Genomic DNA, 11,397 nt, shown 5'->3' with positions numbered 1-11,397 from the left:
TGGCATGGGCCTGCTGACCATCGGAGCGTTCGCGAAGGCGTCCCGGCTGTCGCCGAAGGCACTGCGGCTCTACGACGAGCTCGGCCTGCTGACCCCCGCTCGCGTCGACCCGGTGACCGGCTACCGCCACTACGCGCCCGAGCAACTGGACCGGGCCCGGCTCGTCGCCTGGCTCCGGCGGCTGGGGATGCCCCTGGCCCGCATCCAGCGGGTCTGCGCACTGGACGCCGGCTCCGCGGCCCGGGAGGTCCGCGCCTTCTGGGCGCAGGTCGAAGCCGACACCGCGGCACGGCGCGATCTGGCCACCTTCCTCATCGACAGCCTCGCCAGGAAGGACCCCGCCATGACTCCGACCACCCGCCCCCTGGAAATCCGCTACGCCGCACTCTCCGATCCGGGACTGGTCCGCGAGGGCAACCAGGACACCGCCTATGCCGGATCCCGGCTGCTGGCCGTCGCCGACGGCTTCGGCGCAGCGGGAGCCCCCGCGAGCTCCGCCGCCGTCGACGCGCTGAAGTACCTGGAGACCGACAGCATCCCGGCCGGGGACCTCCTCAACGCCCTGGAGGACGCCGTCGACCGTGCCCGGCAGGCCGTGTGCGGCACGGCCGGCGCCGGCGCCCGGCCCGACGAGGAGGCGGGCACGACACTCACCGCGATGCTGTGGACCGGCTCGCAACTGGGGCTCGTGCACATCGGCGACTCCCGCGTCCACCTCCTGCGCGGCGGGGAGCTGTTCCAGATCACGCACGACCACACCGTGGTGCAGTCGATGGTCGACGAGGGACGGCTCAGTCCGGAGGAGGCAGCCTCCCACCCGCAACGGTCGCTGCTGCTGCGAGCGCTGGGCCGAGGAGCCGACGACGTCCTTCCCGACCTGCGGCTGCACGACGTCCGGGCGGGAGACCGGTATCTGCTCTGTTCGGACGGGCTGTCAGCCGTCGTTCCGGAAGCGGACGTCGGCCGAGTGCTCGCCCGGAGCCCGCGGCCCGAGGAGGCGGTCCGGGAACTCGTCGCTCTCGCCAACGAGGCCGGCGGCCCCGACAACGTGAGCTGCGTGGTCGCCGACGTCCTGGCACAGCGGCAGCAGTCGTGAGCGGCATGCACGTCGAAGGGCAGCACCGGATCCGCCGGCATGAGCTGCGGCGGGAGGCGGACGCGTACCGACTCGCCCGGCAGGCCCGCCGAACGGCAGCCCCTTCCGCCGTCGCGGGCGAGGCGTTTCGGGTCACGGCTCCGCGGCCCTGCCGCGCCCCGCCTCCGGCCGAACGCGCGGACGGGCACGGCGGCGGCTGGATACGGCTCCTCCGCCCGCTCGGGAGGAACCTTCGAAGTCCCGGCAGAAGCCGCGGGCTGCTGCGCGACTGAGCCTTTGCCCCTCCGGGTGGCGGCACCCTAGAGTCTCTGGGATGCAGCGCGGGACGGGACTGACCCTGGCCGGGACCGCCGTCGCCCTGGCCTGGGGCGAGTGGTTGAACCGGCGCTGGTCCCGCGCTCTCGTGCCCGACGGAGGGGCCGCTGCCGCGACTGTGGTCGTGCTGGGCTACCGGAACCCGCGGGCCGGGGCCAACGTCGTCAACCGCTGGCGGGTGCGTGCGGGGATCCGCTCCCTCGGCGCCGGTCCCGAGAGCGGGACCGGCCTGATCTTCAGCGGGGGTCCGGTCGGCAGCGGCGTGCCGGAGGCCCGGCTGATGGCCGCCTACGCGCGGTCGGTGCTCGGCTTCGAAGGCAGGGTGCTCCTTGAGGAACGGAGCGCCACCACGTGGGAGAACATCGCCAACGTGCTCCCGCTGCTGGAGAACGCCGACCGCATCAGGATCGTCTCCCAGCCCGCACACGCGCTCAAGGCCCGCGCGTATCTGCGGCGGCAGCGCCCCGACCTCGCCGAGCGGCTCGTGCGCGCCGACGATTACCGCCCCGGCGAGTGGCTGGTCGTCAAACCACTGCTCGCGCTGTACGGATTGTGGACCCTCCGCGGGCTCACGGCCGACGAGCGGCGGCAACCGCGTCGGGCCGCTGCCTGACCGGCACTTCCGCCGCGGCGCCGGCCGCGCCCCATTCCGGCCGGCGGGGAGAGGGCCGCGCGGCGGATCCCGACAGCGGCTGCGGCGCACGGGGAGGTGCTGTCGGCCGCCCCTGGCGTCGGCACCCGTGGCGATACCATGCGGGACCGTGGCTATAGGTAACCCTGGAGGAGCAGCGTACGGCGGCCCCCCGCCGCGGAACATCCCGGCGAAGGAGCTGCGGCCCCGCCGCCTCTGGTACGTGGTCGCCGCGGTGCTGGCGCTCGTGCTGGCCGCCAGCGGTACCGCCGTCGTCGTGCTGACGGTGCGGGACACGGTGAACTCGATCGACACCGACCACAGTTTCCCCAGCGGCGGTTCGCGGACCTTCCGGTTCACCGCGGGCGAGACCAAGGCGATCTACGCCTCCGTTTCCGGGCGGGGCCGGGTCGACTGCCGGATTCCGCAGCTGCGGTCCGGGTCCATGGAACAGCCGGACAGCACGTTCCGGATCACCCGCGGGTCCCGCACCTGGGAGCGCGTCTTCGAGGTGAAGCCGGGCAGCAGCGGCGACTACACCCTCACGTGCACCTCGGATCGGCAGACCGAGTTCGCTCTGGGGGACGAGCCCCGCGTGGGAACCGCGGTGGGCTCCGTCCTCGCCGCGATCGGGCTGTTCCTCGCCGCGGTCGCCTCGGCCGTGACCATCAGCGTCGTCACCGCGGTCCGCCGGGGACGCCACCGCCGCCGGCTCACCATGCCGGGCCCGCAGCCGTACCCGGGCCACCCGGGTCCGCCTCCGTTCGACCCGCACCCGGGCCCGCCTCCCCCGCCCGGCCCGCAGTCCTGAGCGGATTCACCCCGCGTCCCGGAGACGTCCGAGGCCCACCAACTCGTCGCCGTACTCGATCCGTTCCGTCCAGGCGTCCGGCCAGGCGTCCGGCCAGGCATCCGCGCCCGGATACGCGCCGGCGAAGGCGCCGGTCAAGCAGGCGAGTGAGTCGGAGTCACCGGAGGTGCAGGCGGCCCGTCGCACGGCGGTGAGCGGTTCCCCGGGGAAGAGCAGGAAGCACAGCGGCCCTGCCCCGCCCTGTCGGCCCGCCCGGCGGACCTCTCAGCCCACCCGGCGGGCGAGCACCGCTCCCGGCCAGTCCCCGTGCAGGAATCGCTCGGCCAAGGTGAATCCGTTGCGTTCGTAGAAGGCGACGAGTTCGCCGCCCCCGCCCGCCCAGCAGTCGACCCGCAGCAACCGCACTCCGGCCCGCAGGGTCTCTCCGGCGGCATGGTCCAGCAGCGCGGCGCCGATGCCCCGGCCGGCGTGCCGTCGGTCGGAGACCAGCAGCCGGACGTACCGCTCTGGTTCTCCGGCCGGTCCGACGGGCAGTTGCGGGCTGGGGCCGGAGTCGAGTACCAGCGCCCCGGCGGGTGCGCCGTCCAACTCGGCGATCCAGGGGCTGTTCCCGCTCAGGTACCCCTCCACCCGCGCCACTCCGCCGGGCTTGCGGGAGTACGGAGTCGTGCCCCACTGCTGGGTGTTGCCGCGGGCGTTCATCCAGGCCACCGCGGCGTCGAGCAGGTCCAGGACAGCCGGGGCGTCGGCCGGGTCTCCGGGCCTGATGCGTATGCCGGGGGCGATGTCGTCCACGGCGGGAGCATAGCCGCTCCGGCCGCAGGGTCCGCCGGGCGCGCTCAGCGCCGGGTCCGTTCCGCGGACCCGCGGGTGATGCCGGCGGAGACGCGGAGGACGGCCGCGCGGGAGTCGCGGGGTGCCCGTTCGTGCAGCGCCGCCCAGCACCGGGCGGCGACGTCCCTGGCCCGGGCGCCGGGCCCGGGCCGCAGTTCGGGCGGCGGCAGAGGGCCGGGCCCCAAGCTCGTGCTCACCGCGCTCCTCGCCCCTCGCCGGCTGTTCGCGGAAGGGGTCCTGGCCGACCAGCGGCGGTTCCCGGCGGCTTCCGGCCCGGCGCGGTCCGGCAGCCCGCGCGGCAGCAGAGGGGCTGAGTCTGCGGTGACGGCCGGGCCCCTGCCGACTCGGCCGATCTCACCCTTCCCCAGACTAAACAGATCTGTATAGTGAGGCGAGTAAACCGATCTGTTTAGTCGAACAGTGGGGTGAGGTGTGAACTTCCTGCTAGCCGTCGCCTTCGTGGTCTGCTGGAGCTCCGGGTTCATCGGGGCGAAGCTGGGGGCGGGCAGCGCGCCCGCGGTGACGATCCTGATGTGGCGGTTCCTGCCGCTCGCGCTCGCCCTTCTGGCCGCCACCGCAGCACGGGCCTCCTGGCGGGGTGTCCCGCCGCGGGTCCTCCTCCGCCAGGCACTGATCGGCACGCTCTCCCAGAGCGGCTATCTGCTCACCGTCTTCTGGGCGATCCAACTGGGCGTCTCCAGTGGCACCACCGCCCTGATCGACGGTGTGCAGCCCCTGGTCGCCGGAGCACTGGCGGGGCCGCTGCTGCGCCAGTACGTCTCCCGCCGGCAGTGGCTGGGGCTGGGGCTGGGACTCGCCGGGGTCGTGATCGTCACCACCGCCGACGCCGCCACGGCCGCCGAGGTGGCCTGGTGGGCCTATCTCATACCGTTCCTCGGCATGCTGTCGCTGGTGGCGGCCACCTTCCTGGAGGGCCGCTCCCGTACGGACATCTCCCCCGAGGTGCCGCTGGCCGTGCACTGCGCCACCAGCGCGGTCATCTTCACCGCCCTGGCCCTGGCAGCGGGCTCGGCGACGCCACCTGCCGAACCCGCCTTCTGGAAGGCGGTCGCCTGGCTGGTCGTGCTCTCCACCTTCGGCGGCTACGGCCTGTACTGGCTCATCCTGCGCCGCTCCGGCGTCACGAAGGTCAACACGCTGATGTTCCTCATGGCCCCGGTCACCGCGGTCTGGGGCGCGATCATGTTCGGCGAGCACTTCGGTGTGCGGACCGCCCTCGGTCTGGCCGTCTGCCTCGCGGCCGTCGTCGTCGTCCACCGCGGCCGACGGGCCGCGCCCCCGGCACCGGTCCGCGCCCGGAGCGACGCTCCGGCGCCGACACCGAACGGGCAACCCACGGCTTCCCTCTGAGACCTCCCCTCCGACGGCAAGGAGAACCCCATGCGCACGGCACTGCACCGACTCCTGCTCCTCGCACGCGACATCGCCACCGGGATCGACACCGGCCACGCGATCCGGCACGGACTGCCGCTTCCCGACCGGGCCGGCCGCGGCGGCCCGGGCCGCACCGGGGACGCCGCCGCGCCGCTCGCCCCACAGCCGGCCCGGCGGACTCCGCCGCACCGGCACGGCGTCCGCTGACCTGCCGTCGGGGACAGCGCACCCCTCCCCCTCGGGGGCGCATGCGGAGCGAGTGCCCCCGAGGACCCGCACTCCTCGGCGGTCCGGACCGCCGACGCACGGCGAGCGGCGAGCGGCGAGCGGCGCCCCGATGTGTCAGGCCGTCGAGGTGACCGCGTCGATGACGGCCGCGACCCCGGGCGAGGGCCTGCCGGGCAGCCGCGCCAGGAGGATCCGGCGGACCTCGGCGGGCGCTCCCTCCACCCGCAGCGGACTCACGCCCTGCGGCAGCAGCGGCGACATGCGGGAGGGCACCGTCGTCACGCCGAAACCGCCGCCGACCAGCTGCAGTTTCGTCAGCCAGTCGCCCGTGGTGTGGACGATACGCGGCCGCCCGGGCAACCCGGGCCAGACGCCGAGCAGGGGCTCCTCGCCCGACGACGGGGTGGCGATCCAGGGAGCGTCGAGCAGCTCGTCCACGTGCACCGCGGTGCGGCCGGCGAACGAGCCGGTCCCCGGCACACCCACGAGCAGTTCGGTCTCCTCGACCGGTTCGATGTGCAGCCTGGGGGACTCGCCGTCCGAGGGCCGGTGCGGCGGGCGCGAGGTCAGCAGGGCGACATCGACCGAGCCCGCCCGCAGAGCCCGGATCAGCCCGGGCGTGGTGCCCTCGCGGGTCGTCACCGCCAGGTGGGATCCGGTCGCCGCGAGCCGCGAGAGCACTTCCGGCAGGATCACCGCCCCGGCCGCGGGGAAGACCCCCAGCCGCACCAGTTCGGTCCGTGCGGCGGGCCCGGCCAGTTCGTGCTCGGCCGCCGCGACGGAATCGAGGATCGTGCGCGCGTGCCGCAGCAGGGTCAACCCGGCGGGTGTGAGCCGCACCCCGTCGGGGCGGCGCTCGAACAACGTGGCGCCCGCGCTCCGTTCGAGGGCGGCGGCCTGCCGGGACACCGCCGACTGGGTGTAGCCGAGCAGGGAGGCAGCCGCGGTGAAGCTCCCGGACTCGGCGACCTGCCGCAGCACCCGGAGGGCCGTACTGGAGATGTCCATGCGTACAACGCATATCACACATGCGACATCGTCGCTTTGCGCATACCTCCTGGCCACCTAGCCTCGGACATCCGATCACCAGACACGTTCCAGGAGGCGGACAGATGCGAGCGGCAACCCTGACGGCGTTCGGTGCCCCGCTCACCGTGCAGGAGGTACCCGACCCCCGGGCGGGCGGCGGCGAGGTGCTGGTCGAGGTGTGCGCAGCCGGTGTCCCGCCCTACGCCGCCGAGGTGTTCAGCGGCGGGCGGAAGTACCCGCTCGAACCCCCGGTCGTCCCGGGCACGGGCGGTGTGGGCCGGGTCGTCACCCTCGGTCCGGACGCGACCCGGCTGCGCGTCGGGGACCTGGTGTGGTGCGACTGCACGGTCCGCTCCCGCGACGACGCGCTGACGCCCGACATCGCGCTGCAGGGGTGGAGTTCCCGCGGCGAGGGCGGCGCCGGACTCGCCCGGTACCTGCACGACGGGGCGTTCGCCGAACGCATGCGGCTCCCCACGGAGAACGTCTTCCCGCTGCCGCCGGAGGCGGAGGAGGATCCGGCACGCTGGGCCTCCCTCGGCATCTACGCCATCCCCTACGGAGGGCTGCGGGCAGGCGGGCTCGAAGCCGGCGAGACCCTGCTCGTCAGCGGAGCCACCGGCAACCTCGGCAGCGCGGCCGCGGCCGCGGCACTCGCCATGGGCGCCGGCCGCGTGATCGCCCCGGGCCGCGACCGGGCAGTGCTCGGCCTGCTCGCCGAGCGGTTCGGTGCGCGGGTCCGCCCGGTCGAGCTGACCGGGGACCGGGCCGCCGACACCGCTGCGCCGTCGGCGGCGGCCGCGGGCCCGATCGACATGGCGATCGACCTGCTCCCGCCCGCCGCACCGGCGGCGGCGACCCGGGCCGCGGCCATGACCGTCCGCGAGTACGGGCGCATCGTCCTCATGGGCGGCGTCGGCATGCTCGGCGGCGCGGATCTCGCCCTCCCCTACCCGTGGCTCATGCGCAACTCGGTCACCGTGCGCGGGCAGTGGATGTACCCGCGCTCGACGCTTCCCGGCCTGATCCGCATCCTCGCCTCCGGCACGCTCGGCCTCGGCGCCGAACGCCTCCGCACCTTCCCCCTCGACGCCGTCAACGAGGCCGTCTCGTACGCCGCCGCGCACGGCGGACCGTTCGACCGCACCGTCCTCACCCCGGCGGCCGGTTGAGCAGCGTGCACCCGTCGGGCCGGCGCCGGCCGACCGCGACGGTGCCCGGCGCACGGCCGGCCGAGGCCGCCGAACGGTCCGCGCGGGACGCGGAAATACATCGGACGGGTGCGCGTCCCATGTATTGCGCAACCTTGACAGCGGCTGATATTTCTCAGGGTGCGCACGGGAAAGGCACGAAACCTTCACGCGATTTCGGCTCGTGAACCGGGGGAACGTTCCATGGCGCACCACGGCAGAGGCTGCTTACTCCACCCTCCCGCACCTTCCGCATCTCCCTCGCCGGATCGGCGCACGCCCACGGCGCGTTGAGCCCGGACACCGCCCGCCCCGGATGGCGGGCGACTGCTCCGGGCGCCGCGGCGGACGGGGACTTCCGCCGCTTCTGGTGGGCCAACACCGCGGACGCGCTCGGCACCCAGACCTCCGGTCTGGCTCTTCCGCTGCTGCTGCTGGCCCTCGGCACCTCACCCGCCGTCGTCGGCACGGTGGCCGGTGTGTCCGCCGGCTGCGGCATCCTCGCGGCGCCGTTCGCCGCCGTCCTCGCCGACCACGGCGCGCGCAAGAGGGTGCTGGTCTCCGCCGCCCTGGTCTCGGCCGGGGCGATGACCTGGGTCGCCGTCGGCGCCCTGGCCGGCGATCCACCGCTGTGGCAGCTCTGCGCCGCGGTGGTCGTGGAGCGGACCGCGACCTCCTGCCAGGAGGCGGCGTCGGCCGGCACGGTGGCGGTTCTCGTGCCGCCCGACCGCTACCCCCGGGCCGTCTCCCGGCTGCAGGCCGGTGAGCAGGCCGGGCTCGTGGTGGGACCGGCCCTCGGCGGCGCCCTCTTCCAGCTCGGCCGCTGGCTGCCGTTCCTCGCCGACGCCCTCTCCTATCTGGCCTCCGCGCTCTGCGTGGCGGCGATGCGCGCCGACCTGCGCCCGCGCCGGGACGGCCCGGCCGAGTCCGGCTCCCCCACCGTGTCCGGGGCCGGGCTCGCCGCGGCCGGCCGGAGCTTCCTGCGGGAACTCGGAGCGGGAGCGGGGTTCGTGCGCCGGGAGCCGTTCCTGCGCTTCGTCGTGCTCTGGTCGACCGCGATGAGCCTGCTGCTGGCAGCCCTCTCCTACGGCACGATCTTCACCCTGCGGGACTCGGGTGCGGGCGGCGGGCCGGTCGGTGCGGTGCTCGCGGTGGCCGGCGCCGCCGGGCTGGCCGGCGCGCTGCTCGCGCCCCGGCTGGCCCGCGCGCTGCCGGGTGCCCGTCTGGTGATCATCGTGTCCTGGCTGATGGTGGCTCCCACCCTCGGACTCGCGCTGACCACCCGGATCTGGGCGTACGCGCTGCTGTTCGGCGCGATCTCGCTGCTGCTCCCGGCCGCGGCCGTCGTCCTGCAGTCCCGCGCGCTCGAGGTGACCCCGCAGCAGCTGCAGTCCCGCACCGGGACGGTGCTCGCGACCGCCACCGGACTGGCGGCCGCCGCGGGGCCACTGGCCGCGGGCGGACTCGCCGGAACCGGGGGCACCGGCCGCACCGCGCTGTGCTGCTGCGCGGCCCTGGTCCTGCTCTCCCTGTGGTGCACGGCGCGTGCCCCCGCGGTACTGCGGAAGGAGACCGTATGACGCGCGGCGGAACGGAAGCCGACGTACCCGGACCCGGCACCCGGTCCGGCGGCACGCGTGCGGCCGGCACCGGGTCCGGCGCGGCGGAGAAGGAACGCGGCTACCGCGTCTACCGCCCCGTCATCCCGGAGGTCTGCCCGGCGGACCCGGACCGGATGGTCCTGACCGCCGACGCCGGGGGACGCTGCGAGGTGTTCGCGCACGACGCCGCCACCGGACGCACCCGCCAGGTCACCGACCGGCCGCACGGGACCCTGCACGGCGCCCTGGACCGGGACGGGGCCGTGTGGTGGTTCGACGAGGACCTGGAGGGACGCGGCGTCTGGCAGGTCCAGGACTTCGACGGTGGCCCGGACACGGCGGGCCTGCCGCCGGCGCCCGCGGGCACCCCGCGCGGGCTGGCGATGAACGCCGCAGGGCAGGTCGCCGCGGGCGTCGGCAGCCCCGCCGGGCTGACCGTGTGGCTCGGACGCCGGGGCGGCCCGGCCCGCGAGGTCCACCGGGCCGCGGGCCCGTGGCGGCTGGCCGGGCTCTCCCCCGACGGCGCACTGCTGGCCGTGGCCGGACCGCCGCACGACGTCGGCGCGGTGACCCTGCTGACCCCCGACGGACGCACCGTCGCCAGGTTCGGGGGCGGCGACCTGCCGCACCTGGCCGCCGGCGGCCGAGGCGCCGCCGCGCCCACGCCCCAGGAGACGGGGACGAAGAAGGAGGCGCGGGCAACAGCCGCGGCCCGGGTCTGGGCGCGCGGCTTCGCGCCGGCGACGGAACCGGCCGAACTCCTGCTGGTCACCGAGCACTCCGACCGGTACCGGCTCGCCACCTGGGACGCCCGGCACGGACTCCGCGAACACGCCTGGTGCGCCTTCGACACCGAGATCGACGCCGTCTGGTACCCCGACGCACGCAAGGTCCTGGTCCGGCAGGACCGGCACGGACGCAGCCTGCTGCACACCGCCGACCTGGACCGGCGCACCCTGCGCACGACGGCCACCCCGCCCGGCAGCATCCCGGACGCCGCCCCGCGCCACGGCGGAGGAATCCACTACGTATGGACGGACAGCGCCACCCCGCCGCGGCTGTGCACCACGGCGGCGGGCCCGGCCCGGGCACATCCGCCGGTGCTCGGCACCCTGCCGGAGCGGGTGCCCGGCGTGCACAGCGAGCTGTGGACACCCGGCCCCGACGGCCCGGTGCACACCCTGCTCAGTCTCCCGGAGCGCAGTGGTCCGGAGCCTCCGCCCCTGGTGTTCCTGCTGCACGGCGGCCCCGCCGACCACGACCGGGACGCCTACGACGGCACCGTGCACTCGCTGGTGGCCTCCGGACTCGGTGCGGCCCGGGTGAACTACCGCGGCTCCACCGGCTACGGGCCGCGCTGGCGGGCCGCCTTCGGCGCCGGGGTCGGTCTCACGCAGGTCGACGACCTGGTGGCGGTACGGGCCGATCTGCTGGCCCGCGGCCTGGCCCGGGAGGGCGCCGTCGGCCTCTGGGGCACCTCGTGGGGCGGAGCGCTGGCACTGCTGGCCCTCGGGGTGCGGCCCGGGCTGTGGCAGGCGGGCGTCGCCGTCAAGCCCATCGCGGATTTCGCCGCGGCGCACCGCACCGGTCTGCCCGCCCTGCGCGCCCTGGACGAGCGGCTGTTCGGCGGCACGCCGCAGGAGGTGCCGGAGCGCTACGCGCGAAGCTCCCCGGTCACTCACGCGGCCCGCGTCACCGCACCCGTCCTGGTGGTCGCCGCCGCCCGGGACGCCAAGTGCCCGCCGCAGCAGATCGCCGACTACCTGGCGGCGCTGCGCGCCGCGGGAGCACCGCACGAGTCGCTGTGGCTGGAGTCCGGCCACGACGGCTACCGCGGCGCCGACCATGTCGCCACGCTGCGCCGTGCCCTGGAGTTCCTGCACCTCCACCTGGGCGCGCGCACGACCTCCGCAGCTCCCCGCTCCGACCGGCGCGGGGCCCAGCAGGCCGGTGCCCCGGACCCCTCCGGCGCCGTCCGCCGACACTCCGAAGGGAGGCGATGACCATGCAGAAGGACGTCATCCACAACAACCCGCTCGAGGACGACGAGGAGAACCGCAAGCCCGGCGTCAGCATCACGATCACGGTTCCGATCCGCAACGCGGAGGAGACCGAGGAGATCTGACCCGGCGTCCCGGTCCGGTGCCCTGGGCGCCGGACCGGGATCCACCCCGGCAGCCGCGGGGCCGGTCCCCGGGCCGCCCTGCCGCCGTTCCCCACCGTCACCGCCCGGTCCCGCCCGACTGCGGCCGTTCCGAGGAGTCCGC

At 75.2% G+C, this 11,397-nt stretch carries 12 protein-coding genes and 1 pseudogene; 9 read left to right on the top strand and 4 right to left on the bottom strand.

Annotated features, from left to right (window positions below):
- Nucleotides 1-4 precede the first annotated feature (4 nt).
- The 3 genes from A949_RS0118665 (at nt 5) to A949_RS38150 (ending at nt 2,853) form a co-directional block, all read left to right on the top strand.
- Complete coding sequence (locus tag A949_RS0118665; RefSeq protein ID WP_019357545.1) at nt 5-1,096, top strand: MerR family transcriptional regulator; 1,092 nt, start codon at nt 5-7, stop codon at nt 1,094-1,096.
- A 313-nt stretch (nt 1,097-1,409) separates the two neighbouring features.
- Nucleotides 1,410-2,024 (top strand): YdcF family protein, encoded by a 615-nt coding sequence (locus tag A949_RS0118660; protein WP_019357544.1) that lies wholly within the window; start codon nt 1,410-1,412, stop codon nt 2,022-2,024.
- Nucleotides 2,025-2,172: 148 nt separating this feature from the next.
- Complete coding sequence (locus A949_RS38150; RefSeq protein ID WP_106964663.1) at nt 2,173-2,853, top strand: serine/arginine repetitive matrix protein 2; 681 nt, start codon at nt 2,173-2,175, stop codon at nt 2,851-2,853.
- Nucleotides 2,854-2,859: 6 nt separating this feature from the next.
- Here the strand turns inward: A949_RS38150 and A949_RS0118650 are convergent.
- The 3 genes and pseudogenes from A949_RS0118650 to A949_RS0118640 form a co-directional block, all read right to left on the bottom strand.
- A pseudogene (locus A949_RS0118650) lies at nt 2,860-3,084 on the bottom strand (ADP-ribosylglycohydrolase family protein); the annotation flags it as partial.
- A gap of 33 nt (nt 3,085-3,117) precedes the next feature.
- Nucleotides 3,118-3,648, bottom strand: a complete 531-nt coding sequence (locus tag A949_RS0118645; RefSeq protein ID WP_019357541.1) for a GNAT family N-acetyltransferase — start codon at nt 3,646-3,648, stop codon at nt 3,118-3,120.
- Between the two features lie 44 nt (nt 3,649-3,692).
- A complete protein-coding gene (locus A949_RS0118640; protein WP_019357540.1) occupies nt 3,693-3,884 on the bottom strand; it encodes a hypothetical protein in 192 nt (63 codons plus the stop codon).
- 235 nt (nt 3,885-4,119) lie between these two features.
- Between A949_RS0118640 and A949_RS0118635 the strand changes: the two genes are divergently transcribed.
- Together A949_RS0118635 and A949_RS0118630 are read left to right on the top strand one after the other, a co-directional pair.
- Nucleotides 4,120-5,058: a DMT family transporter gene (locus A949_RS0118635; protein WP_019357539.1), complete on the top strand. Its 939-nt coding sequence runs from the start codon at nt 4,120-4,122 to the stop codon at nt 5,056-5,058.
- A gap of 30 nt (nt 5,059-5,088) precedes the next feature.
- Nucleotides 5,089-5,289 carry a hypothetical protein gene (locus A949_RS0118630; RefSeq protein ID WP_019357538.1) on the top strand — a complete coding sequence of 67 codons (201 nt, stop codon included), beginning with the start codon at nt 5,089-5,091 and terminating at the stop codon, nt 5,287-5,289.
- Nucleotides 5,290-5,424: 135 nt separating this feature from the next.
- On the opposite strand, the gene A949_RS0118625 is transcribed toward A949_RS0118630, so the two are convergent.
- Nucleotides 5,425-6,318 carry a LysR family transcriptional regulator gene (locus tag A949_RS0118625; RefSeq protein WP_019357537.1) on the bottom strand — a complete coding sequence of 298 codons (894 nt, stop codon included), beginning with the start codon at nt 6,316-6,318 and terminating at the stop codon, nt 5,425-5,427.
- Nucleotides 6,319-6,422: 104 nt separating this feature from the next.
- Here A949_RS0118625 and A949_RS0118620 point away from each other — a divergent pair, with 104 nt between their 5' ends.
- The 4 genes from A949_RS0118620 (at nt 6,423) to A949_RS39535 (ending at nt 11,255) form a co-directional block, all read left to right on the top strand.
- Nucleotides 6,423-7,511: an alcohol dehydrogenase catalytic domain-containing protein gene (locus A949_RS0118620; RefSeq protein WP_019357536.1), complete on the top strand. Its 1,089-nt coding sequence runs from the start codon at nt 6,423-6,425 to the stop codon at nt 7,509-7,511.
- Nucleotides 7,512-7,819: 308 nt separating this feature from the next.
- Nucleotides 7,820-9,109, top strand: coding sequence for an MFS transporter (locus A949_RS0118615; protein ID WP_019357535.1), 1,290 nt, complete (start codon nt 7,820-7,822; stop codon nt 9,107-9,109).
- Nucleotides 9,106-11,133 (top strand): S9 family peptidase, encoded by a 2,028-nt coding sequence (locus A949_RS33835; protein WP_019357534.1) that lies wholly within the window; start codon nt 9,106-9,108, stop codon nt 11,131-11,133. The genes A949_RS0118615 and A949_RS33835 overlap by 4 nt, the downstream gene beginning before the upstream one ends.
- A complete protein-coding gene (locus tag A949_RS39535) occupies nt 11,130-11,255 on the top strand; it encodes a hypothetical protein (protein WP_019357533.1) in 126 nt (41 codons plus the stop codon). Before A949_RS33835 ends, A949_RS39535 begins: the two co-directional genes overlap by 4 nt.
- Nucleotides 11,256-11,397 lie beyond the last annotated feature (142 nt).

The sequence above is a fragment of the Streptomyces sp. AA1529 genome, assembly GCF_000280905.1.
In the GTDB taxonomy this organism is placed as follows: Bacteria; Actinomycetota; Actinomycetes; order Streptomycetales; family Streptomycetaceae; genus Streptomyces.
Note: the sequence above shows the minus strand (reverse complement) of the source record. Positions and strands in the feature narration are given on the sequence as shown.